Origin of the sequence: Paenibacillus sp. GbtcB18 (assembly GCF_019091125.1) — a bacterium.
GTDB classification, from domain to species: domain Bacteria; phylum Bacillota; class Bacilli; order Paenibacillales; family NBRC-103111; genus Paenibacillus_F; species Paenibacillus_F chitinolyticus.
In genome coordinates this window covers 279,301-303,439 of the sequence record NZ_JAGXJX010000003.1, presented here as the reverse complement: position 1 = coordinate 303,439, position 24,139 = coordinate 279,301, and the positions used below count along the sequence as shown (strand labels likewise).

General features: G+C 51.5%; 23 protein-coding genes and 1 pseudogene. 18 read left to right on the top strand and 6 right to left on the bottom strand.

Going from position 1 to position 24,139, the window contains the following annotated elements; all coding sequences use genetic code 11:
• Positions 1–44 precede the first annotated feature (44 nt).
• The 3 genes from KVT34_RS11860 to KVT34_RS11850 all read left to right on the top strand — a co-directional run bounded on the left by KVT34_RS11860 (position 45) and on the right by KVT34_RS11850 (position 3,210).
• Positions 45–959, top strand: a complete 915-nt coding sequence (locus KVT34_RS11860) for an NAD(P)/FAD-dependent oxidoreductase (protein WP_217558828.1) — start codon at positions 45–47, stop codon at positions 957–959.
• Positions 960–1,277: 318 nt separating this feature from the next.
• Positions 1,278–1,898, top strand: coding sequence for a TetR/AcrR family transcriptional regulator (locus KVT34_RS11855; RefSeq protein WP_217558827.1), 621 nt, complete (start codon positions 1,278–1,280; stop codon positions 1,896–1,898).
• A gap of 79 nt (positions 1,899–1,977) precedes the next feature.
• Positions 1,978–3,210: a cytochrome P450 family protein gene (locus tag KVT34_RS11850; protein ID WP_217558826.1), complete on the top strand. Its 1,233-nt coding sequence runs from the start codon at positions 1,978–1,980 to the stop codon at positions 3,208–3,210.
• 220 nt (positions 3,211–3,430) lie between these two features.
• Here the strand turns inward: KVT34_RS11850 and KVT34_RS11845 are convergent, their stop codons facing one another.
• Both KVT34_RS11845 and KVT34_RS11840 read right to left on the bottom strand, forming a co-directional pair.
• Positions 3,431–3,589 (bottom strand): hypothetical protein, encoded by a 159-nt coding sequence (locus KVT34_RS11845; protein WP_217558825.1) that lies wholly within the window; start codon positions 3,587–3,589, stop codon positions 3,431–3,433.
• 305 nt (positions 3,590–3,894) lie between these two features.
• Positions 3,895–5,319 carry an aminotransferase-like domain-containing protein gene (locus KVT34_RS11840; RefSeq protein ID WP_217558824.1) on the bottom strand — a complete coding sequence of 475 codons (1,425 nt, stop codon included), beginning with the start codon at positions 5,317–5,319 and terminating at the stop codon, positions 3,895–3,897.
• A gap of 124 nt (positions 5,320–5,443) precedes the next feature.
• Between KVT34_RS11840 and KVT34_RS11835 the strand changes: the two genes are divergently transcribed.
• The 4 genes from KVT34_RS11835 to KVT34_RS11820 all read left to right on the top strand — a co-directional run bounded on the left by KVT34_RS11835 (position 5,444) and on the right by KVT34_RS11820 (position 8,809).
• Entirely contained in the window at positions 5,444–6,361 is a 918-nt protein-coding gene (locus KVT34_RS11835) for a DMT family transporter (protein ID WP_217558823.1), read from the top strand.
• A 516-nt stretch (positions 6,362–6,877) separates the two neighbouring features.
• Complete coding sequence (gene flgB / locus KVT34_RS11830; RefSeq protein WP_217558822.1) at positions 6,878–7,279, top strand: flagellar basal body rod protein FlgB; 402 nt, start codon at positions 6,878–6,880, stop codon at positions 7,277–7,279.
• A gap of 51 nt (positions 7,280–7,330) precedes the next feature.
• On the top strand, positions 7,331–8,101 hold the full coding sequence (locus KVT34_RS11825; protein WP_217558821.1) for a TerC family protein: 771 nt from the start codon (positions 7,331–7,333) through the stop codon (positions 8,099–8,101).
• Between the two features lie 57 nt (positions 8,102–8,158).
• A complete protein-coding gene (locus KVT34_RS11820; protein ID WP_217558819.1) occupies positions 8,159–8,809 on the top strand; it encodes a DedA family protein in 651 nt (216 codons plus the stop codon).
• A gap of 128 nt (positions 8,810–8,937) precedes the next feature.
• On the opposite strand, the gene KVT34_RS11815 is transcribed toward KVT34_RS11820, so the two are convergent.
• Positions 8,938–9,579 (bottom strand): beta-class carbonic anhydrase, encoded by a 642-nt coding sequence (locus tag KVT34_RS11815; RefSeq protein WP_217558818.1) that lies wholly within the window; start codon positions 9,577–9,579, stop codon positions 8,938–8,940.
• A 308-nt stretch (positions 9,580–9,887) separates the two neighbouring features.
• Here KVT34_RS11815 and KVT34_RS11810 point away from each other — a divergent pair.
• From KVT34_RS11810 to KVT34_RS11790, 5 genes and pseudogenes are all read left to right on the top strand, one after another.
• Positions 9,888–10,360, top strand: a pseudogene (locus tag KVT34_RS11810) (TroA family protein); the annotation flags it as partial.
• Between the two features lie 63 nt (positions 10,361–10,423).
• Positions 10,424–11,212: a GNAT family N-acetyltransferase gene (locus KVT34_RS11805; RefSeq protein ID WP_217558817.1), complete on the top strand. Its 789-nt coding sequence runs from the start codon at positions 10,424–10,426 to the stop codon at positions 11,210–11,212.
• A gap of 177 nt (positions 11,213–11,389) precedes the next feature.
• Complete coding sequence (locus KVT34_RS11800) at positions 11,390–11,944, top strand: GNAT family N-acetyltransferase (RefSeq protein WP_217558816.1); 555 nt, start codon at positions 11,390–11,392, stop codon at positions 11,942–11,944.
• A 558-nt stretch (positions 11,945–12,502) separates the two neighbouring features.
• Positions 12,503–14,224: a proline--tRNA ligase gene (locus KVT34_RS11795; protein WP_217558815.1), complete on the top strand. Its 1,722-nt coding sequence runs from the start codon at positions 12,503–12,505 to the stop codon at positions 14,222–14,224.
• Between the two features lie 402 nt (positions 14,225–14,626).
• Entirely contained in the window at positions 14,627–16,165 is a 1,539-nt protein-coding gene (locus tag KVT34_RS11790; RefSeq protein WP_217558814.1) for an ABC-F family ATP-binding cassette domain-containing protein, read from the top strand.
• A 147-nt stretch (positions 16,166–16,312) separates the two neighbouring features.
• Here KVT34_RS11790 and KVT34_RS11785 read toward each other — a convergent pair whose 3' ends face one another.
• The 3 genes from KVT34_RS11785 to KVT34_RS11775 all read right to left on the bottom strand — a co-directional run bounded on the left by KVT34_RS11785 (position 16,313) and on the right by KVT34_RS11775 (position 18,450).
• Entirely contained in the window at positions 16,313–17,749 is a 1,437-nt protein-coding gene (locus KVT34_RS11785) for an MFS transporter (RefSeq protein WP_217558813.1), read from the bottom strand.
• Positions 17,750–17,931: 182 nt separating this feature from the next.
• Positions 17,932–18,105 carry a hypothetical protein gene (locus KVT34_RS11780; RefSeq protein WP_217558811.1) on the bottom strand — a complete coding sequence of 58 codons (174 nt, stop codon included), beginning with the start codon at positions 18,103–18,105 and terminating at the stop codon, positions 17,932–17,934.
• 81 nt (positions 18,106–18,186) lie between these two features.
• A complete protein-coding gene (locus tag KVT34_RS11775) occupies positions 18,187–18,450 on the bottom strand; it encodes an NUDIX hydrolase (protein WP_217558809.1) in 264 nt (87 codons plus the stop codon).
• A 145-nt stretch (positions 18,451–18,595) separates the two neighbouring features.
• On the opposite strand from KVT34_RS11775, the gene KVT34_RS11770 reads away from it, so the two are divergent.
• The 6 genes from KVT34_RS11770 (at position 18,596) to KVT34_RS11745 (ending at position 23,995) form a co-directional block, all read left to right on the top strand.
• Positions 18,596–19,696 (top strand): threonine aldolase family protein, encoded by a 1,101-nt coding sequence (locus KVT34_RS11770; protein ID WP_217558808.1) that lies wholly within the window; start codon positions 18,596–18,598, stop codon positions 19,694–19,696.
• Between the two features lie 207 nt (positions 19,697–19,903).
• Complete coding sequence (locus tag KVT34_RS11765) at positions 19,904–20,584, top strand: metallophosphoesterase family protein (RefSeq protein ID WP_217558807.1); 681 nt, start codon at positions 19,904–19,906, stop codon at positions 20,582–20,584.
• A gap of 278 nt (positions 20,585–20,862) precedes the next feature.
• Positions 20,863–21,468, top strand: coding sequence for a VanZ family protein (locus KVT34_RS11760; RefSeq protein ID WP_217558806.1), 606 nt, complete (start codon positions 20,863–20,865; stop codon positions 21,466–21,468).
• Between the two features lie 245 nt (positions 21,469–21,713).
• Positions 21,714–22,298 carry a YdeI/OmpD-associated family protein gene (locus KVT34_RS11755; RefSeq protein ID WP_217558805.1) on the top strand — a complete coding sequence of 195 codons (585 nt, stop codon included), beginning with the start codon at positions 21,714–21,716 and terminating at the stop codon, positions 22,296–22,298.
• A 243-nt stretch (positions 22,299–22,541) separates the two neighbouring features.
• On the top strand, positions 22,542–23,432 hold the full coding sequence (locus KVT34_RS11750; protein WP_217558804.1) for an NUDIX hydrolase: 891 nt from the start codon (positions 22,542–22,544) through the stop codon (positions 23,430–23,432).
• Complete coding sequence (locus tag KVT34_RS11745; RefSeq protein ID WP_217558803.1) at positions 23,429–23,995, top strand: riboflavin biosynthesis intermediates N-glycosidase; 567 nt, start codon at positions 23,429–23,431, stop codon at positions 23,993–23,995. The genes KVT34_RS11750 and KVT34_RS11745 overlap by 4 nt, the downstream gene beginning before the upstream one ends.
• The last annotated feature ends 144 nt before the right edge of the window (positions 23,996–24,139 follow it).

The following is a 24,139-nucleotide window of genomic DNA, read 5'->3' as shown; positions in this document are numbered from 1 at the left end:
TTGCAGACTAATTATGGACATTACAGGTCCAGGAGGATGATAATATGGAACGACAAATCGATGTCATCATTATCGGCGGGGGGCCAGCCGGGCTGAATGCGGCGCTCGTGCTGGGCAGAGCAAGAAAAAGCGTAGTCGTCATCGACGAAGAGCGTCCGCGCAACCGGGTTACCCGGGAGTCCCACGGTTTTTTGACCCGGGACGGCATCAGCCCGGCGGAGTTCCGGCGTATTGCGAGGGAGCAGATTGCGGCGTATCCTTCCGTTCGTTTTGTTACGGATTCAGCGGTGACGGTCACGGGAGCGGACGGCAATTTTCAAATCACCACGGGACAAGGAACGGTCTACACGTGTAAAAAGCTTCTTTTCGCCGCAGGAAAAAAGGATCTTCCGCTCGATATTAGCGGTTTAGCGGACGTTTACGGCAAAAGTGCGTTTGTCTGCCCTTATTGCGACGGATGGGAACTAAGGGACCAGCCCCTTGTTCTGATTGTCAAGGGAGGGGCCGCCTTGCATTCGGCCCGGACGGTTTCCGGCTGGTCGAAGCGGCTAACGATCTGTACCAACGGTCCCGACGAGCTGACGGAAGAGCAGCGCGAGGAACTCAAGGCGCATCATATACCGGTTTTCGATTCGCCCATCGCGCGCATTGAATCGACCGGCGGTATGGTGGAGCAGGTTGTGCTTGAAGACGGCAGCGCAATCCCGTGCAAAGGGATTTTCTTCGCGCCCAAACTCGCTGCCGGGTCGGATCTGCCGCGAGAGATCGGCTGCCGCATGACGGAAGGAGGCTCGGTCGTGGCCGATCCATTCGGTAAAACGAACGTACCCGGTGTCTTCTCTGCCGGCGATGCCGCATCCGAAATGTATCAGGCGATTACGGCCGCTTCTCTCGGTTCCCTGGCCGCCGTCGGGATAAACTCCGAGCTGCTTGCGGAATCCTGGGAAAGCCGGATCTAGCGGCGGTTTCAGCGGATACGCGGGTAGAGGCGGCAAGCGACAAAACCGCAAACCGCGTACCGCGTACCGCAAACCGCAAACCGCAAACCGCAAACCGCAAACCGCAAACCGCAAACCGCAAACCGCAAACCGCAAACCGCAAACCGCGTACCGCTAACCTTGGTCCCTCCAGGCAATCATCTTAAAGCCCAAAGAAACGGCCCTACAAAGGCCGTTTCTATTTTTTTGAATCGCCTCGTTTTGTATATTGACTAACCGGTCAGCATCCGGTACACTTTTATTAACCGATCGGTTAGCAAAATGAAAGGAAGATACCGGTTGCCTATACAACTTTACGAAAGAAAAGAGATTCTCGAAGCTTGTCTTTCCGTTTTCGCGCGCCACGGGTACAAAGACACTTCGACCGGAATGCTGGCGGAGGCGGCCGGAATTTCCAAGGCACTGATTTTTCACCATTTCAAAAGCAAAAAAACGCTGTACCTCAGCTTGCTGGATCACTGTTTCGAGAAGGCGAGGGAAGAACTCCGGGTGGACACCGTTCCGGACTGCCGGGATTTTTTTGAAGCGATTGATACGTACAGCCGCAAAAAACTCGATTATTTCCGCAAGCATCCGGACGAAATCAATTTGATTTACGAGGTCTATTATTCGACCCCGGAAGAGTTGAAAGAGGACATTGCCGAGAGATATGGGCATGCGCTTGCGTCCAAATACGAGGTCTGGGAGCGGTTATTTGACAAAGTGCCCCTTCGGAGCGGGGTGGACCGCAAGAACGCATTTGAGCTGATTGTGATTACGCTGGAGCATTTCGAGAATAAGTTCGTCACGGAGGTCAGGGATCTTAGCGCTATCGATGACGAATATATTGAAAACATGTTCGCGAAAATGAATGAGTTCTGCTTAATGATCCGTCAAGGAATCGCACAGGAACACGTTTAAAAAGGCTGCAGCACGATATGACCCGCCTACACGTTTGCCGATTTTCCGCTTATTCGCTTTTAAAGAAGGGAGTAAATTCATGGAAAAGATGACTGGCGGCGATTTAAATTCGCCGGAAACGATGCGTGATATCACTTCGCTCTATAAGCGGCTGGCCGCGCAGAAGGAGTCCCTTATCCGCCTGGACGATTTTTATGGAATGGGAGGGGCCTGGATCGCTTTTCGGCACGATGATGTGGCCGCGATGCTGAAAGATCCCCGGCTGGTCAAGGATATGAGGAAATACGTGCCGCAGAACGAGCCGGAAGCAGCGGGGGCAAGCTCGTATGTGGGTAAAATGTTTGAATGGCTGAGGAATATGCCGAATATGCTTACAGCCGATCCGCCCGATCATACCCGGCTGCGCAGGCTCGCTTCGAAAGCTTTTACGCCGCAGATGATCGAGGGCCTGCGTCCGCGCATCCAGCAGATCGCCGACGAGCTTTTGGATGCCGTCCAAGAGCGGGGAGAGATGGATCTTGTCGCGGACTTCGCTTATCCGCTACCCATTACCGTCATTTCGGAGATGCTGGGGATTCCGGCGGCCGACCGCAGTCTTTTCCGGGGCTGGACTCAGAAGCTCCTGCAAGCCGCAGCGGTCCCTAGCCAAGGTTCCACGGTGGCGGAAGAGGCTCTGGAGGAGTTTATCGGGTACATCCGGACGCTGCTGGACGACAAACGCCGCAATCCCGGGACGGATGTGACGAGCGGTCTTGTCCAGGCTTACGAGCAGGGCGACAAGCTGAGCGAGAACGAGCTTCTCTCGACGATCTGGCTGCTTATCATCGCCGGGCATGAAACGACGGTCAATCTGATCGGCAACGGCATGCTCGCGCTGCTGCAGCATCCCGGACAAATGCGCCTGCTCCGGGAAACTCCATCTCTTCTTCCGGGTGCCGTAGAAGAGATGCTGCGCATGGAGGGGCCTATTGTCATCGCGAGCCGGTTTGCCGGAGAGGACATCGCCATGCACGGCAAAGTCATCCGCCAAGGCGAGATTGTGCTGCTGTCTCTTGCCACCGCCAATGTGGACCCGCATAAATTTCCCGATGCGGATACGCTGGATATCACCCGCGAAGAGAATGAGCATCTCGCCTTCGGCAAAGGGATTCATCACTGCCTCGGTGCTCCGCTTGCCCGCCTCGAAGGGCAGATCGCTTTCGGCACGTTTTTGCGGCGGCTGCCTGAACTGCGGCTCGCGGTTGAACCGGAGCGGCTGGTTTATAACTACGGAAAGCTGCGCTCGCTCACCAGCCTGCCTGTTCTTTTCTGATCTCCAGACACCGATAGGGGCGCGGCGCCCGCATGACTGACTGCCGCGCCCCGAATCGGCATCCGCCTTATGCAGCATTTCCCTCGTATTTTCCACTACCGGTTCGCGTTCAGCAAGGAATCTGATGTGTTTTAGAACAGACCTAGTCTACATACGAACAAGCAGGCCCCATCCAATTGGACAGGGCCTCTATTTATTCCCTAATGTACGGAGCGTTGACCTATTCCTCTGTAGTTCCTCTGCCGACCCAAGCAAAAACAGGACTCACAATAAAAGTACCCACAAGAATATATAAAATGGTATCTAATTTTATTGCAATCATAAGAACCGCAAGTGTAAAAGGGGTGGTCAGCAGTATTCTTTGGGTACGAGTTTTCATCACATTACCACCGCCTTCCTGCTTATTTTGAAAAACTAATTACCGTAGGAATCTATAGTAGCCATATCAATTTTATATCCTGCGTCCACGTGGGGTTCGCTTAAGACCGTTTTTTCAATTGCGTCCGGTATGGGTCTGCTAAATATCTTCTACATAATAGTATACAGCTTTTACATGGTAATTACTATAATTAATGGAAAAAATAGATATAATCCATCGCCTACTGTTTAGATAATGAACCTAGGCACGTTCTTCTAGACGAACTCCAGAATAAATCGGATAAGATCCGCTGTTTCGAAGATAAGTTAAGAGGTCATCAAAGAAAAAACCACTTCTTTAAACCGCCTTAACCCCGCACGAAGCTCTGTTTCATTCAAATAGGAATAACTCAAGCGCACCCGGGATGTCGACTCTCGCAGCGGATCGCAGATCGAACCGGGGACGAAGGTGAGGGACTGTTCCATGCAGAGGCTGAGCAGACGGTCCATCGGCACCGAAGCCGGCAGTTCCACCCACAGGTTAAAACCTCCTCCAGGGCTGGTCCATTGCCACCCGGTTCCGGACAATTCCTCTTCCATGATGTCCTTGCGTACGGCAAGGGCAATTCTCAGTTTCGCCAAATGCTGCTGCATCCGCTCGGAAAAGAAATAGTGCAGAAAAATCTTCTGATTCAGCAGGGGAGCCCCGCTGTCGGATAACGATTTGGCCCGGATCAGGTAGCTCATGAACGACGGACGGCAGGCGACAGCGGCAATGCTTAGTCCGGGAGCGATGTATTTACTGAAACTGCGGAGATAGATGACGTATCCGGCGGTATCGAAGGAAAAGAGCGGCAGGGGAGGCTCATCCCCGAAATAAATATCCCGCACCGGATCGTCCTCGATCAGCAGGCACTTGTACGTTTCCGCCAGCTCCACCAACTTCTTGCGCTGCTCGGCCGGAACCGTGAACCCCGTGGGGTTGTGAAAGGTGGGATTGAGGTAAAATAGGCGCGGCCTAGAGGTCTGCATAATCCGCTCCACTTGCTCCAGATCGTAGCCATACGGATGAATATCGATCGGGATAATCTTGGCGCCCTGGCGGCTGAAAACGTCTATGGCCGGACTGTAAGTAGGCCGCTCCAGCATGACGGCATCCCTCGGTCTAACGAGGACCCTGGCGACCAGATCGATCGCCTCCTGGGAACCGGAGGTGATCAACAATTCCTCGGGAGACAGGAAGAAATGAAAGCCTTGCGTGAAATAACCGCAAAGGGCTTCACGCAGCTCCCGGTCTCCTTGAACGGTAGAGTAGGTGCCCAGCACTTTCGGATACAGATCGAACACTTTTTTTACATACTCCGACAAATACAGATTCGGCAGCAGATTAGGATCGAGCAGCGCCTTGGAAAATTGATAGTCCGCCTGCACCTGATGGATTTCCGAAAGGTGGCTTTCATGCACATAGGCGGAAACGATCGGATCGTTTAGCGGACCGAGCATCGACTGGCTGCCGGGATGCACGTAGTAACCCGATTTATCTTTCACGTACACATCCCCGCTATGCTTCAGCAGTTGATACGCCTTAAAAACAGTCAGCCGGTGCACCCGTAAGTCCGCCGCCAGCGACCGGATTGAAGGAAGCTTGTCATGCGCCTTCCATTCCCCGCGCCGGATTCTTTCCAGCAGGTAATCGTAAATTTGTTCGAAAAGCTTATCGGAATAGACGTTCGAATGGTTTTCGCTTTCCACGACACATCGCTCTTTTCCCTAGGTTGGTTTCCTCCAGTATAGCCGATATTGGCGTAATCTGTTCTGTTCTTTGAAAACTGTTCTGTTAGTTCCCGCTTATACTGGGGAAAAAGGAGGAATGGAAATGATCCCGTTCAACTATATCCTGATGTGTATGATTTTCGGGACAACGTTTTTGGCCATCAAAGTGGGGATCGACGCGGGGGCGTCCCCTTTCTTCTCGGCCGGGGTCCGGTTTTTTCTTGCCGGTGCAATTCTGTTTATGGTCATGGTCCTACAAAAAAAGGCGCGGCTCTCGCTGCTGCTCCGCAAAGAGATGATGCTGACCGGGCTTTGTCTCACTTTCGGTGTTTTTGCGAGCCTTTATTGGGCGGAGCAATATATAAGCTCAGGCATCGCCGCCGTTTTGTCGGCAACGGCTCCGCTTATGATTATGCTGCTGCAGACAGGCATAACCCGGCAGAAAATGTCCGCTTCATCCTGGGCAGGCTGTCTGGTGGGATTTGCCGGTGTCGTTATTCTGCTCGTACCCGGTATGACCGTCGCCTTCAGCGCGATCTGGGCAGCGGGATGCGTCGTTGTCCTGATGGGGCAGGTTTTTTATTCCGCGGGTACGGTGTATTCCAGGCGGGTTATCCGGAGATTTTCCGATACGTCTCCAATTGCGCTGAATGCGGCGCAGATGCTGTACGGGGGACTCATGCTGCTGCTTTTGTCGCTATTCACCGAGCAAGTACATAGGGAAGCCATGCTCGTTCCCGAAGCCGTTTTTTCGCTATTGTATCTGATCGTCTTCGGGTCGATGACGGGACACACGATCTTCTACTGGCTGGTAGCCAAGACGAATCCCGTTTTTCCGTCCACCTGGCTCTATATTTCTCCGCTGATCGCGCTTAGTCTTGGGGTGATTCTCTACGGCGAACCTCTCTCGTTGTTGTCGCTGGCAGGAGGCGTCGCCATTATCGCGGGCATTCTTCTGATTAACCTCAAGAGCCTGCGGCAATTGGCGGGTGCCCGGTCCCATTTGGTTGAGCGAAGTTAGATCGCGCAGCGGGGGAGTGGACTAAAGCGGGAACGATTATGCGTCAAAATGTTCAATACTAGAGTAGGTCCGATTGCCCGATATATGTTTAAAAGATTCGTAAAAAGCGAGAAAACAGCGGTATCGACGGGCTGTTTTGGCGTAACGTGCAATTTTCGGCGAAATACAACGAATTTTCTTTACTAAAAAGATTGACAAGGTCAAATGAATCTGTTAATTTGAAATTAATTTCATACCCTTCAAAGGGGAGTAGCTTGTACATGCTTAGTCGTCATTACGTGGCTTGATTGCCTCCGGCTTTGCGTGCGACGTAAGATTGATCACGTTGTTAGCGAGACCTTTGCCTTACGGCATCGGTCTTTTATTTTTTAGCAAAACAGCAGCCTTTGCCGGCCAACCGGTGAAGGCTGCTTTTATTTTGGCCCTATTTCGGGGGAGGGAGGAAAAGCGGCGCCGTTTTAACGAGTTAATCTCATTAACGCAGCATCAAGATGATACGAGGAGGAATGTCAACCCATGTTAGTTTCTTCAACGACCCGGATGAACGAGAAAGCGCTCGACATTGCGGCGGCCAGGCATCAAGCGATCCTAAGCAATCTTGCAAACGCGGATACCCCCGGTTACAAGAGTCGGTTTGTTTCTTTCGAGGAGGAGCTGAGGAAAGCGACGGAAGGAAAGATGCCTTTGGAAGGGAGGATGTCCCACAAGCGGCATTTCAAGATTTCCGGTTCAGGAGAAGCCAGCCTCATTAAAACCGCGGTTCTCGGTCCGTATGTTTTCAATACCAACGGCAATAGTGTGGATATGGATTACGAGATGTCCCTGATGGCCAAAAATCAACTAGCTTACTCGGTTTTCGCCGAAAGGGTAAGCGGGCATTACAAGAAAATGAACGGGCTGCTCAGAGACTTGAAATAAGCCGCCCGGGCAATGATTTAGCTCAAATTCTAAACTGCAGGAGGATAACGTATGGATGCTTCGCTAATTCTCGAATACGGCTGGGTGCTGCTCGTGCTTGTCGGTCTGGAAGGACTGCTTGCGGCGGACAATGCACTCGTACTCGCCATCATGGTCAAACATTTACCCGAAGAAGAAAGGAAAAGGGCGCTCTTCTACGGATTGGCGGGCGCTTTCGTCTTTCGTTTTCTGTCGCTGTTCATCATATCTTTTCTCGTCGACGTCTGGCAGGTTCAAGCCATCGGCGCGGTTTATCTGATCTTCATCGCACTCAACCATATTTTCCGCAAAGTTCTGGTCAAGAAGGGCGAAAACGGCGGCAAAAAAGAGAAAGAGGTCAAAGCGGGCTCTTCATTTTGGGCGACGGTTTTCAAAGTCGAGCTGGCCGACATCGCTTTTGCGGTCGACTCTATTCTCGCGGCTGTCGCTTTGGCCGTGGCCCTGCCGGAAAGCGGCCTGCCCAGAATCGGAGGGATGGACGGAGGACAATTTTTTATCGTCTTTGCGGGCGGGCTCATCGGATTGATCATTATGCGTTTCGCCGCGTCCTACTTCGTGAATCTTCTTAACCGGAGACCCGGCCTGGAAATTGCGGCGTTTGTCATTGTGGGATGGGTAGGGGTCAAGCTGATTGTGTATACCTTGTCGCATCCGGCGCTTTCCGTTCTGCCCGAAGGATTTGCGAAGCTGCCGGCCTGGAAATATACGTTTTATGCCGTTCTTGTTCTTATTGCCTTGTGCGGCTGGTTTCTGTCGAAAGAGAAAAAAGAACCGGCAGTCTGACAGAGATGAGATGAAGAATTTCGATCGTTTAACAAAAGACGGGGAGGAGAGATGCGGATGGAGCAGTGGATTACGGAAACGATGGAGTCATTCGGCTATTTCGGCATCTTCCTGCTGATCGCACTGGAAAATCTGTTCCCTCCGATTCCTTCGGAGGTCATCCTGACCTTGGGCGGGTTCATGACGACCACATCCGCATTGACGGCAATCGGCGTTATCTTGGCCGCAACCGCAGGTTCCGTTGCCGGAGCCGTCTGCCTGTACGGGGTCGGAAAGCTGATGTCGATGGAACGCCTGCAAACTTTAGTTGCGCGGCATGGTAAGCTTCTCCGACTGAAACCGGAAGACATCGGAAAAGCGGGCTCCTGGTTCGACAAGTACGGCGTATGGGCCGTGTTCCTCGGAAGGCTCGTGCCCCTGGTCCGCAGCCTGATTTCAATCCCGGCGGGAAGCGCGGGAATGAGTTTCGTTCCTTTCCTGCTTCTCACTACGGCGGGTTCGCTTATTTGGAACAGTGTGCTTGTTTATGTTGGCGCTGCCGTTGGCGCATCTTGGGAGACGATTGTGGGCTATATGGACATTTATTCGAACGTAATTTATGCGGGACTGGCTCTTTCCTGCGCGCTTGTCGTTTTCCACTACGTGCGCAGGCGGATCGTAAAGAGGGAACGGGAGAAGAAATCGTTCGGGATCGGTCCCGATAAGTAATGGACAGGACAAGCCTTTGTGCCGAAATTTTCAGGCAAAAGAAGCTGTACCCGTTCCCGCAGGAAACGGAAAGAAAAAGGAAAGGGTGTCCGCAATTTCCGCGGACACCCTTTCCTTTTTCTGCCGCGCTATTCATTCCCCCTGTCCATTGTGGCGTCTAATGGAGCGGCTTCTGCATTCAGAAGTGCGGACACACCTTCTTTCGGCTGAATGTGTGTTCCCTCAACGACTACATCGAGCCGTCCGGTGACCGGATGAATAACCAGTCCGTGTACAAGAACCGATTCCGGGAACAGCGGATGTGACCGTACCATGGAAACGCTGTTTGCAATACTCTCTTCTATAGTGGTAAATCCGGTCAGCCACCCGTCCAGATCAATACCGGCATCCGTCAGCGTCTGCATATAAGGATCTGAATCAACGAACTGACGGACGCTTTCGCTATCATCGGCGCTTCTAAAATTCGCCAGTCCGCATTCGTGATGACCGATCACGTAGACTTCCTTAGCCTTCAGTTTGCAAATGGCAAGCAGGATGTTTCTCAGGATGCTTCCGGACGGGTGAGACACGACAGCGCCGGCGTTTTGAATGACTGTGGCATCTTCGTTTCGAATTCCGAGCGCTTTGTGCAGAAGCTCCGGAATCTGAGTGTCCATACAGGTGAGGATCACAATTTTGGTTTCCAGGTATCGGGTTGTCTGAAAGGGGAGAGCCTGCTTTTTCTGCACGAACATCCGGTTATGAGCGAGTATTTCACGTAGGTTTGACATGTAAAACGACCTCCTTTCCGTAAGTTTGAAATCACATTTTCCAAAATTAGTAAAAATACATATTTATGTTAATTTGTGCCTTGGATTTCGTAAATAATAAAATTCAACGAAAAATGATATTTCACAACTAAATGGCCTTTCTCTATCGAAAACAACTCATTTTCACGAATGTATAAAAAAATATACCCGATGTGCATTGCGAAAATCCACGAAAGTGAGGTAGACAAATCCTAAATTATTGAGAATGATTATCAAAATCAATGATAGGGGCGAATGGATAGATGAGAGAGAAAGGTTCGAAGAAGGCCGTGTGGAATCTGCTGGGCGTACTGGTTTTAGCGGCAAGTATAATCGGTTGCGGGGCACAAGGAGAGAGAGCGGAAGAAGCGGCCGTACAAAGTACTCCCGCAGGGGAAAAATCAACGGGAGATAAACGCATCGTCAAAGATGCTTTCGGTGAAGTTGAAATTCCGGCCAAGCCGCAAAGGGTGGCGCTATCTACTTGGAAGACTTCGTAACGGCTCTGGGTGTCACTCCGGTAGTCCAGTGGTATCATCCTACCTGGGGGATTCAGGAATATTTGAAGCTGAATGTGCCGAAGTTTGATATGACCGGAAGTATTGAGGCCCTTTTAGATGCCTTCCCCGATCTGATTATCGTAGATGGAGGGGCAGACAAAGCCAAATATGACATGTATTCCAAAGTCGCTCCGACTTACCGGCTGCCGGACGAAATGCTGAACGATTCATTCGCTATTCTTAAAACTACGGCGGATCTGCTGGTACGTGCTTTTTTCATGGGACTGAGGTAAAATTTAACGTATACGAATCAGGGAGGGGCCTGGATGAACGAACCGGGAATTGTTACGTTAAACACCGAGAATATCGGCGGGGAGCATATTTGCTGTGCGATATCGGATAAGAAATGCGCGAACGGAGTCCAGTTGAAAAAAGAATGGCTCCAGCAGCGTTTTCAGGAAGGTTTGCGTTTCAAAAAACTGGATGTCCGGCAGAAAGTATTCATCGAATATATTCCGGCGGAATACGCCTGGTGCCCGGTTGAAGCTCCCGGCTACATCTTTATCAACTGCTTCTGGGTAGCCGGTTCATACAAAGGGAAGGGCTACGGTAAAAAGCTTCTCAAGGAATGCCTGGAGGAATCGGGCGCGACGAATGGGGCGATAGCGGTAACGAGCCGGACTAAACGGCCCTATTTATCCGATAAATCTTTTTTTACCTATAACGGATTCGAAGTGTGCGATCAGGCGCCTCCATATTTCGAGTTAGTCGTGCGGAAATTCAAGGAAGACGCTCCGACGCCGAAATTTAAACAAAGCGTACATGAGCAGAAAACGGACGTCGCAAAAGGATTTCAAGTTTTGTACACCGCCCAGTGTCCCTATACGGATCATTATGTGGGAGAACTTGCGGATTGTGCACGCGAACGTTCCATTCCGGTCGAAACCAGAAGAATCGAATCCGCCGGAGAAGCACAATCCGCGCCGACGCCGTACACGAGTTATAGCTTGTTTTATAACGGCCATTTTATTACACACGAGATTTTGACCCGGAGCAAGTTCGAGAAAAATATAGACGGCTGGATAGAAAAATACGGTTTGCCGGGTGCTGAATAGAAAATCTATTCGCCGCCTGCGGACAAGCTTCCGGAGAAGAAAGCTCCTTGGAAATTCGATCGGGGAGGTTGAACGATGAAAGAGAAATACGTGTTTCGTTAAGTCCGGGGACCGCCGGATATCCGTTCGTTTCTCATGGTTGTACGATTGCAAAAACAAACAATGAGGTGGATGGATATGGATATTCGGATCAGAGAATTGACTGCGGATGACGAATTTGAGGGCATTGAAGTGGACGGGAGCTTTACCGTCGATTCCGTTCTCGTACTTACTCTTGAGAATGGGCGGGTCGGCTACGCGGTTGAAGAAGTGCCCCGCTATACGAAACGGTATGAGGACGAGCCGGACGGGGAAACGGAGGACGCCGGGTATGCCGGCTATATCGGAAATCCCGATCAAGTCATGTACCTGGCCTGCATAGGTGACAAGTTCGCAGGTCAAATTCAGCTCAGGAAGAACTGGAACGGGTACGCTTACGTCGAGGACATTAAAGTAGACTCCGCCTACCGGAGATACGGCGTCGGCCGCAAGCTGATTGACCAGGCGAAGAACTGGGCGAAGGCAGGGGGAATGCTGGGGATCATGCTGGAGACGCAAAACAATAACGTCCATGCCTGCAAATTTTATGAGAGCTGCGGGTTTGTCCTAGGCGGATTCGATGCCTGCTTGTATAAAGGTCTCAACAAACAAAACAACGAAATTGCGCTGTACTGGTACCTGATGTTCGATTAAAATTACGCCTCCCCGAACCGTATGCTGCGGTTTGGCGGAGGCTTTTTTTACATGGACAGCCAGAGCGTTTCGGGCCCGGGATTCTGCTCCGCATCAGGGAGATCGGGCTGCCGGTATACGATGCCGATGCGGCTATCACGGCCGACAAGCCTCAGGAGACACTTAGCCTGAACCGGTGGTCCGAACCAGGCACAAAGCGAGGCCTTTCGCATTCCCCGCTTGACGGCGGCACGACTTTCATGTAAATTGATAAAAATAATTACACGTGAAAAGCGTTGATCAAGGATGCAGAGTTCAGCGATCGCCGTACAGAGATGAAACCCGCCCGGCTGAAAGGTTTCACGAAGCGATTGGACTCTCTCCCGCCTTGCCAGCTGCAGCGGAGCCCTTATTTTAGGATGCTGGTTAACCGTTGCCGGGTCATGCCGTTATCCGAATGAGGACCTCGCACGCCTGCGCGGTCGAATTAGGGTGGTAACACGACACATTCGTCCCTGACGGATGTGTCTTTTTGTTTTTTTACGGGCTTCATCATGATGATACAAAGGAGTGGGAACCATGCGACAAAGCCGATTATTGCTGACAACTTTACGAGAATCTCCCGCAGACGCGGAAGTGATCAGTCACCAGCTCATGCTGCGGGCGGGATTTATTCGCCAGCTGGCGGCGGGGATTTATACTTACCTGCCCCTCGGGAGAAAAGTTCTGCGCAAGGCGGAGCAGATCGTACGCGAAGAGATGGATAGGGCGGGAGCACAGGAGATGCTCATGCCGGTTATGCAGCCTGCCGAGCTGTGGAAAGAATCGGGCAGATACTCGGTGTACGGTCCGGAATTAATGCGCCTGAACGACCGGCACGAACGGGAATTTGCGCTGGGACCGACTCATGAGGAAGTCATTACTTCCATCGTGCGGGGTGAAATAAATTCGTACCGGAAACTTCCGGTCACGCTTTATCAGATCCAGACGAAATTCCGGGATGAGCGGCGTCCCCGTTTCGGCCTGCTGCGCGGACGCGAGTTTCTTATGAAAGACGCCTATTCCTTTGATACCGATTGGGAAGGGCTGGATGAGTCGTACCGGCAGATGTTTCAAGCATACAACCGGATACTGACGCGGTGTGAAATAAACTTCCGTGCAGTCGAGGCCGATGGAGGTGCGATAGGCGGAGAAGGCGGGACCCATGAATTTATGGCGCTGGCCGATATCGGGGAAGATACGATTGCCGCCTGCACCGCGTGTGACTATGCGGCTAATTTGGAACAAGCGGAATCACGGGTCGCGCAGACGGATTCCGCCGAACGATCGGAGGAAAAGGCCGTTAAGTTTCATACGCCGGGCATCCGTACGATCGGTCAGCTCGTTCAGTCACTGGGAATTCGTTCTTCCGATATTATGAAAACGATTGTTTATACGGCCGATAGCAGACCCGTCGCCGTTGTCGTAAGAGGAGACCGGGAAGTGAACGAGATTAAAGTGAAAAATTATCTCGGGGCCGCTGATCTCTCTATAGCCGATGCGGAAACCGTGGAGGAAGCAACCGGCGCACCTGCGGGTTTTGTCGGCCCTTTGGGCCTGCGCATTCCCCTCCTGGTCGATGAAGAGGTCTTCGGCATGGCGTTTGGAATCGCAGGCGCGAACGAAAGGGACTATCATTACAGAAATCTCATTCCGGGCCGTGATTTGGCGGATTCGAAAGTCGGCGATTTCCGTCAGGCCGCGGAAGGAGACAGATGTCCGCGTTGTACCGAAGGCGTGCTGAAATTATCTCGCGGGATTGAAATCGGGCACGTATTTAAACTGGGAACGAAGTACAGTGAGTCACTGGAAGCGACTTTCCTGGATGCGGCCGGCAAAAGCAACCGGATGATCATGGGCTGTTACGGAATCGGCGTGTCCCGTATTCTTTCCGCCGTGATCGAGCAGAATCATGATACGAACGGCATCATCTGGCCCCTTGCTCTGGCGCCTTATCAGGTTCATCTCATTCCGGTCTCTATCAAAGACGACGTGCAGGTTCAAGCGGCGAATGACATTTACCGGCGTCTTCAAGAGGAGGGGATCGAGGTGCTGATGGATGACAGAGACGAACGCCCCGGTGTTAAATTCAAGGATTCGGATTTGATCGGGATTCCCTTCCGCATTGTGATCGGCAAAGACGCCGGGCAAGGCAAGGTGGAGTTTGTAGAACGCAGAAGCGGGTTAAAAGAAACCGTCACCCTCCAAGCTGCTTGCGGAAAGATTCTCGATCGGGTTCGTTTATCCAAGCCTGTGCATTGACAAGGGCGCAAGAGCGTTATAAAATAGCTCCAAATGAAAGGGAGTATTCCATATGAACCGCTGGGAAACTGAAAAAAGATATCCGAAACGCTGCTCCGAACAATCGGAACTAAACGATGAAACGTTGTCCGGAGCTTAATCGAGAAGCGAACCGCTTTTCATTCATCGGCTGATAGCTTTCAAATTTCGCATGAAACTCTCGTGCTTATTTGGGCTGCTGTCCGCCGGTTAGATTAAGGCTGCAGACAATAGTTTGTCTGCAGCCTTTTGTGATACCTTGTTCAGTTTCCGGCTGAAAAAGATATCGCTGTATTTGCACGCAAAATACAGAAAGCAGAAGGCTTGCGCCGTTATAGGCGCAATCTTTCTGCTTTTTTTTATGGAGAAAAGGAGAAGACGCATATGAGCTTGCTGGAGATTACGGGCATGTCCCACTCGTTCGGAGACAGAACGTTATATAAACAGGTCGATTTTGAATTGTTCAAAGGGGAACACTTGGGTGTCGTCGGGCAGAACGGCACAGGAAAAAGCACTCTGCTGGGCATTTTAACGGGAGAAATTATACCCGATGAGGGAACGGTCCGATGGCAGTCGAATATCCGGATCGGTTATCTCGACCAGCATGCTGTCATCGACAGAAACCGGACAATCGGGGAGTATTTGAAGACGGCTTTCGCCTCCCTGTTTGAACTGGAAACGAAAATGAACGCCCTCTATGAAGAGAGTGCAAGCACCGGAAGAGAAGAGCCTCTGCTGAAAGCCGCACACTATCAGGAAGAGCTGGAGAGGCAGCAATTTTATGAGGTGGACAGCTTCATTCAGAAGGTCGTGAACGGACTCGGGCTGAACGCCATCGGTACCGGCCGTCCCATTCAAGAATTGAGCGGAGGACAGCGGGCCAAGGTCATTCTGGCCAAGCTTCTTCTGGAAAAACCGGATGTGCTGCTGCTCGACGAGCCTACGAATTTTCTCGATAAAGAGCATGTCAGTTGGCTGGCGGATTATTTAACGTCCTTAACGAACGCTTTCGTCGTAATTTCCCATGACGCTGCCTTTCTGGATAAAATCACGACCGGCATCTGCGATATCGAAGGCAAATCGATCAAAAAATACCCGGGCAAATACTCGCATTTCCTCCGGCAAAAGGAACATTTACGGGAGGACCATATCCGGCAGTACAACGCCCAGCAGAAAACGATTCAAAGGACGGAGGCGTATATCCGCAAAAATATGGCCGGAGTTAACTCCAGAATCGCCCGCGGACGCAAAAAGCAGCTGGATAAGATCGAGCGGATCGAGGCGCCTGCCTTTGTCGCGAAGCCGTTCATCCGCTTTAAGGAACTGCCGCTTGGTTCCCAGACGGCTCTTCGCGTAACCGAACTGGAAGCGGGGTATGCGGAGCCTCTGCTGCCCAAGTTAACTTTTACCGTCAGAAACGGGGAAAAGATCGTCATCACGGGATTTAACGGGATCGGAAAATCCACCTTGCTCAAAACGCTCATGCGAAAGATTCCGGCAATTTCCGGGGAATTCCGTTTTGGGGAACACGTTAAGACCGGCTACTATGAGCAGGACTTGGTCTGGAAGGACGACGCTCTGACACCGGTTCAGTTTATAGCGGACGGTTATCCGCAGCTGAGCAACAAAGAAATCCGGCGTCATTTGGCACAGTGCGGAGTAAATGAAGCCAGAGCTACCCAAACAATTCGTACGCTGAGCGGAGGGGAGCAGTCGAAAGTGAAGCTGTGCGGTTTGCTGCTTTCGCTCTGCAACGTGCTCATCATGGATGAGCCGACCAATCATCTGGATGCCGAGGCGAAAGCCGCTTTGCGCGACGCCTTGATTCACTTCGGCGGCACTCTTATTCTGGTTTCTCACGAACAGAAATTTTATGACGGATGGGTGGACCGGGTTCTCGAAATCGGCAGCCGGAAGGGCTGATTTTGAATGAGGAAGGGGATAGGCGCCCCATCGTATACAGTAGTGTAAAAAAAGAAAACACCGGGAAGCGGACCGTTTTTATTTGGTCCGAATGTCCCGGTGCTTTTTTTGTCTGGAGGAAAATAGAGACCTGCAGATCCGCTTTAATTAACGTGAAGTTTCGCTCGAATTTTTCTGTTTGCCGCTCTGCAGACCGGCTGAAAACACAAGCGCGATGATCACCGCGGCAGCTATTGCCAGAAAAGCATCGGAGTAAGGAGCGGCGTCCAGAACATAAAACGGGTTCAGCGGATCTTGCCCGGCTTCTTTACGTGCCGCCAGAAAAGCTCCGATTATGGAAGCGCCTGTCCCGGCCCCGAGGAATAAGGCTCCTTGGAAAATTCCGAGCCCCGCGCCGAGCTGTTCGTTTTCGAGCGTACTTGCGGCAGCGTTGTTCGCCGGCGAATTCGTTAAGGCGACACCGAAGCCGAGCCCGAGCATTCCGATCGAAGCCAATAGCGGAGAACTCCCCGCTGCAAAAGTGGACATGAACAAAAGCGAGATGCCCATGATCGAAAGTCCGGCGGTGACGGGTACCTTAGCTCCTATCCGGTCGGAAAGACGGCCGGCCGCAGGGGAAAGGGCGGCTACAGCCGCGGCACCCGGCAGCAGGACAAGTCCGGCTGCCCCGGGGGAGAGGCCGCTCACTTCGACGATCAGAAGCGGTACATAGACGAGCGACGCGACGTAAGCGAACATCGTGAAGAAGCCTGCCAAGACTGCCGCCATGTAGCCTTTGTTTGCTAACAAGGCAGGCGGAAGGAACGGGTGCTCCGCCGTGAAAATTCGCCAGACGAAGGCGACTGTCATAAGACTAGCGCCTGCCAGACTCCCCAGGGAGGATAATGACTGGTATCCCTCCGCCTGTCCCTGGGTGACGCCGATAAGGAACAAACCCGCCGCCAGGCCGAACACGATCCCGCCAAGCAGATCGAAACGGCGATCTTTTGCGGTTGCGGTTCCGGGACGTCCGCCCGGCAGCACATAAACAGCGCAGGGAACAAGCGCCAGCAGCAGCACAAGCGTGATCCAAAAGAGCGCGGGCCAGCCAAGCAGTTGACCGACAAGACCGCCGAAGATCGGTCCGACTGCCGTTCCGATGCCGATGCTGCCTGCAAGGATACCGAGTGCGGCGCCTCTGCTTCCGGACGGAAGAACCCGCGAGACGATGATGACAGAAAGAACCGGAATGGCCGCGGAGCCCGCTCCTTGCAGCATACGGCCCAGTACCAAAACCAGAAGGGTAGGGGCGGTTGCACAGACGAGGCTTCCGGCGGCAAATATCAGGAGAGCGAGCGGATAAAGCCTCCGTAAACTGAAAAAGTCCGAAATGCGTCCGTAGATCGGAACACCGATGGCGATCACAAGCATAACCCCGGTGACTACCCATCCTGCCTGAGCTTCGGAAGCTGCGAAATCTTTGGCGATGAGAGGCAGAACCGGATTGACCATATCGGCTGTCATACAGGCCGTGAATAAGGAAAAGACGAGCACAAGCAGCAGGGGAAGCTGCCGGTTTTTTTGAGAATTCGATTGAATGTTCATGTATGTTGACCTCCTAAAATTAAAGTGATTTTAATCTTAGGAGGGGTATCCCATGTTTTATTTATCACGAACGGTCACCTCCTTTCAGGCAGAAGAACAAGGGCAAAATAAAGTACGCAAAAAAGACGCCTCAACAAACCGGCGCCAAGTCGTTGCGTGTTGAATTAAAATCTGCCAAGTAATCAGAAACGTCCATTCATTAGGCAGATTCCATTACGCGAGGCAAAAAGCATCCGGCGGTTGTAATTATGAAATTTCGTTCCGACAATGTACGAAAAAAGGCAGACTGATCCCGTCAGAGATTGATCCCCGGATTTTTTGCTTTTATTTTGTACCGGCACGAAAATCGTTTCCATCGCTTTTTGCCTCCTTTCCTGCGAGATTGTCTCTAATTTTATTCGATAACGCTTAGAAAAACAACTTGGCTTACAACCTCGCTACATAAGATTTTTCAAATAGTCATCCTTCCATTGAAAATAAGCTTCGGTCTTTTCATCTTTCGAAAACAAATGCTTAGGGTAGGGCAAGGCCAGTTCAGGCATCTGTTCAAGACTAAAATAACGAAGTTCGGCTGTTTCGCTGTCTAAGGGATTCAAGGTGCCGGACTGAATGATGCAATCGAACATCAAGATGGTATATTCCACTTTATGGCCGTTCGGGTATTGATAGCGGTATTCCTTGCCGCCGAATACGCCTATCAACTTGCTCGGGAAAATTGATTGGGAACTTCCTTCTTACGTATCCGGCCCTATGAAAAATGTCATTCGCTCCTAAAAAAATCAATTTCTTTAACGGGTAGGATTTAGTATGCTAAGAAATAAGACTTTACCGTAGGGGGAATGCCGGATGAACGATAAAGAATCTTTAAAAGCGGCCTTTAAACGGGCGGCTTATCAGTTGGGCGGCAACGGGCCCCGGGATATCGGAATCTTGAAGCAGGTTTTTGACGAGATTGAGGGGACGCAGGAAAGTGACATTTACGGAGCGGGGACGCTGATTGAGGCGTTTCAAAGCAAAATAGCCGCCTACCTGGGCAAGGAATCGGCCGTATTTTTCCCGAGCGGAACGATGGCGCAGCAAATTGCGCTGAGAATCTGGTGCGATGAAAAAGGAAGCAAGCAGGTCGCGTATCATCCGCTCTGTCACCTGGAAATTCATGAGGAAGACGGGTTGAAGGAGCTGCACCACATAGAGCCGGTTTTGCTGGCGGACAAGGAACGGCTGATTACGCTTGAGGATGTGAAAGCGTTAGACGGTGAGATTTCCTGCCTGCTTCTGGAGCTGCCGCAGCGGGAAATCGGCGGCCAACTGCCGGCATTCGAAGAGCTGGAGGCCATTTCGGACTACTGCCGCGAAAGAGGCATTAAGCTTCATCTGGACGGGGCGAGATTGTTCGAAATTACGCCTTACTACCAAAAATCGGCCGCTGAGATTTGTGCGCTTTTTGACAGCGTGTACGTGTCCTTCTACAAAGGAATCGGCGGAATTGCAGGAGCCATCCTGGCGGGCGGCAGTGATTTTACGGAGCGGTCCAAAGTGTGGAAAAGACGCCATGGCGGTGATCTGATTAGTCTTTACCCGTACATAATGACGTCGGATTATTATTTCGACCGGCGGATCGGCAAGATGGCCCAGTACTTCGGAGAAGCGAAGGAACTCGCCGCTTTCTTCAATGAATGCGAAGGCGTTTATACAAATCCCGAGGTTCCGGTGTCCAACATGTTCCATATCCATTTTAAGCTGCCGGAGACGGCCGTCCTCCCGATCCTTACGGAAGTATGCGAGGCTACCGGTGTAGGAGTGACTTCTTGGCTGCATGAACGTGAAGAGGGAACCTGCTACTCCGAGATCAGCGTGGGGGACCGGTACGAGAGCGTGCCCGAAGAAAAGATCCGGGAAGCATTCCGCCTGCTCAAGGAGAAGTTGGAAGCGGCGTTATCCGCGTAAGCGGAGCAATCCGGTTCGTTACCGGGAACATTCCTTATCCTGTGCGTCAGGAGGAGAGGATGGATGGGACTCGCGTTTAAATCGTGCAGCCATAGCTCTACTATTCATTAATGACGTTAATTATTTGATTTGTTTAATCTCATTAACTATTTTCGCTCAGTCGTTTTTCAACAGGCAGACATCTCTACACACGAAAGAAGGAACGATATGAAACGGACTCTCGTCATCAGCGACATACATGGAGAAATAGACAAATTTACGAGGCTGCTGGAAAAGGTGAGCTATAATCCCGGGCAGGATCAGTTGATTTTACTCGGCGATTATGTGGATAAGGGGCCCGATACCAGACGAGTGGTGGAAAAGGTGATGCAGCTTCACCGGGAAGGCGCGATCGTTCTCAAAGGGAACCACGATCATATGATGGTCAAATCGTTCGAAGGGGACCCTGTATTCATCGAACGCTGGTTCCGGAACGGGGCACGTGCGACATTGTCCAGCTACGAACATCCGGGGGCCGCATCGGAAGCCCCTGCTGCCGAAACATTGGAACTTACGCCTTTACTGGAGGAGCACCTTTCCTTTTTGGGCGGTCTTCAAACCTATTATGAAACCGAAGATACTATTTTTGTTCATGCCGGCGTGCATCCTTCGACTCCGCTTGCGGAGACGGACGCTTATGTGCTGATGTGGATCCGCGACGAGTTTCATAAGGGCTACCGGGGCAGCAAAACGGTCGTGTTCGGGCACACCATAACGGAAACCCTTCACGGCAAGAAGGAGGTTTATTTCGGCGACAACAACATCATCGGAATCGACGGCGGAGCCGTATACGGAGGGCTGCTGCACTGCCTCGAGCTGCCGGGCCGGAACGTCTATTCCGTCGACTAAATAACCTTTTGCACCGGAAAACGATTCAAGAAAAACGCACTCGCGAAGCGAGAGTACCTCTTAAAAAACCGTTCAGTTTCTGAACGGTTTTTTCCTTTTCTAAACGATTGTATAGAAGAAAGTAACAATTCCTTAATAAAGGCTTTACGTTTCGTTTCGGAATGAAAGCCGCCCTCCGTTGTATAATGCAAACAAACGTCTTCAAAAAGACAAATCAATCATCGAAAAACTGCATGTGCGGCCGCTAATTTGCAGGCAAGAAAGGATTATACTCACTCATGTATCAAGGTAAGCTGCGTAAAATGACGTTACTTCTGTTAGGCTTATACACCGGATTGATTTTCTATTTCTTATATATCGGATTTAACCGCAGCTCTCACATCGTAGATCGGGGCATGCGCTACAATTTGATTCCGCAAGGAATTCCGCTGCATTATCCGATAGGCCGAGACTTTCATAGCTGGATTTTCGAATTCGGCAACTTTGCTGCTTTTGTCCCTTTCGGGCTGCTTATTCCGCTCTTGTTTCGCTGCAAATTCGTCCCGTTTATCGCGTGCTTCCTGGTGTCGATAACGTTTCTGGAAACGGTGCAAATGGTGACCCGCTTAGGCGCTTTCGATATCGACGACATCGTGATCAATACGTTAGGAGCCGCCGTAGGCTTCTGGGCGCAGCGCTTAGCTCCCGGCCGCCGGGACAGTTTGCCGGGCATCGTCCGGCTTGTCTGGATCACGATCTTTCTTTCGGCCGGTACGGTTGCCGCTGTCGGAGGGATGAACGTTTCGATGGAAAAAGGAGGCAACGGATACCTTTTCAAGCCGGAGAAGCCTCCGTCACACAATGTGGTGCTGTACAACGGCGTTCAGCCCAAGCGGGCTGAATAAGGCCGTCAATCACTTTTTGCCCGCACGGTGCTGCCGGCCTTTTATAATCATTCTCAAAGTATCGAAGATCTTAAAAGGCATACTTATGGTGGTCCGGACACTCGGTCAGTTGGGCGTATCCTTGCCTGCGGCCAAAAGATGGGGGGGATATGAAGGAAGCTTGACGGGCATTGAATCCAACCTTCTCTTGACGTATAGTTGAACTATCTTGCCTAACTATCGAGGACAGGGAGGAAGCGGAACCCATGAGCAAGAAGCCCCCCGAGCTGCCGGTTCTTTGCTTTGAGAATCAAGAAGCGTTTGAAATCTGGCTCGAAAGCAATCATGAAACATCCCCCGGAATTCTTTTGCAAATCGCGAAAAAAAACGCCCGCCTTGTTACGGTTTCTTATCAGGAAGCTCTCGAAAGCGCGCTCTGTTACGGCTGGATCGACAGCCAGAAGAAAACGTTCGACGACCAGTCGTGGCTTCAGCGGTTTACGCCGCGCGGGGACAGGAGCATCTGGTCCAAGGTGAATAAAGACAAAGCGGAGCAGCTCATCGCGGATGCGAGAATGAAGCCCGGAGGCCTCAAGGCGATTGAAGACGCCAAGCGCAGCGGTCAGTGGGATAAGGCTTACGAACCGCAAAGCAGCGGTGCCGTGCCGGAAGATTTCGCCGCCAGGCTGGAGCTTAATGCCCGGGCTAAAGCGTTTTACGATACGTTAAACAAGCAAAACAAGTTTGCGATTCATTTTAGAATTCAGAATGTCAAAAAGCAGGAAACCCGAGAAAAACGCATTCAACAGTTTATTGAAATGCTGGAACGGGGCGAAAAAATTTATCCCTGATCGGGAGGGAACCGGGAATCTGCGGCTTATATCGAAAACCGCTTAATGGCTGTTATAAATAAGAGCCGGTGTAATACGGACAAGCCGCCGAAGAGGACTGAGAGATTCAGTCTTCTTTTTTTATAATGTTGAGGGACTTAAACCCATGCCAGATCCAATCCTAGTTGACAAAATAAACCTGATCTTGTATCTTGTTAGTAACATATTGATAATAACATATCGTTACGAACAGGTGGCTGTGATATGAAAAGAGACCGTAACGGGCTGACGGAGGAGCAATTCCTGGCTCAATACTGTGCCGGAGACTATGTGCGCCCGTCGGTTGCAGCTGATATGGTGATCCTCACGGTGGCTGATACCGCGGAGTTAAACTACCGTAAGCTGCCTAAGAAAAAAATGCGGGTTCTGCTTATTCAGCGGGGGGAGCACCCATTCCTCGGTAAATGGGCACTGCCCGGAGGATTCGTCCGTCCCGGAGAAACGACGGAACAGACTGCGCGAAGGGAACTCCGTGAAGAAACATCGGTGGACAACGTTTATCTGGAACAGCTTTATACGTTTAGCGAGCCTGATCGCGACCCGCGGAGCTGGGTCATGAGCTGCGCTTATATGGCCTTGATCGACAGCTCCCAGGTGAAGATAGCAGCAGGAGATGATGCGGCGGAAGCTGCCTGGTTCGATGTAACCTGCCGGCTTCTTAGCGAAGAGAAACTGCGTCTGGAGGACGGTTACAGCATAACGAGGCGCTACGAACTGAAGCTAACCGGTGAACGTGACACGTTAACGTCTGTAGTGGAGCAAAGAAAGCAATCCGCTAAAGCTTCTTCGGTTGTGGAATATGCAGTTGCCGCAAGTGGCGAACTTGCTTTCGATCATGCCAAAATAATCGCCTGTGCCATAGAACGGCTGCGCGGTAAGCTGGATGAGACGAATATCGCCCTGCATCTACTGCCGGAGCTTTTCACGTTAACGGAACTGCAGCAGGTATACGAAGTTATTCTGGACAAGGAACTATTAAAGGCGGCTTTCCGCCGCAAAGCGGCTCCGCTTGTCGAAGCGACCGACCAATATACGGAGAATGCCGGGCACCGTCCATCCCGGCTGTACCGGAGAAACCGGGAGGGATTAGAATGAACTATTCGATTGAAGAACTGCGGAAGGCCTATCAAGCGGGGAATAGAAGCAAATTTCTCTTCTTCTGGGGACATACGCCACCGGCTGACGGCAGCATAAATTCAAGTTGCTTCAGCCAGTGGTGGAGGTCCGGTTTTATCGTGGACGACGAGTCTTACACCTGCACGGAGCAGTATATGATGGCCGAGAAGGCAAGGCTTTTCGGCGACGAAAAGATGCTGGAGGCGATTATGAACGCCAACCATCCCAAGGAGATGAAAGCGTTCGGACGTGCGGTCTCATCATTTGATGCGAATGTGTGGGAAAGCCGCTGCTATGAGATCGTAAAGAAGGGGAATCTTGCCAAGTTCAGGCAAAACGATGATCTGTGGAGCTATATGAGAGCGACGAAAAACCGCATTCTGGTCGAAGCGAGTCCGGTTGACCGCATATGGGGAATCGGGATGGCGCAAGACCATCCGGACGCGGATAATCCGATGAAATGGCGGGGAAGAAATTTGCTGGGGTTTGCGCTTACCGAGGTGAGAGACATTCTTCTGCAAGAAGAAGCCGAACGTAACTAGAAGGGGAGGCGCTCCGCAGCAGCATGGTTGAAGAATCCAGTTCTTTCCGAGTGACAAGCAAACCAGCAAAAACCGTACCGGCTATCCGGTACGGTTTTTTTGCCGCAAGGAATGCGAATAGCTGAACCTGTGACGCTGGTCAGC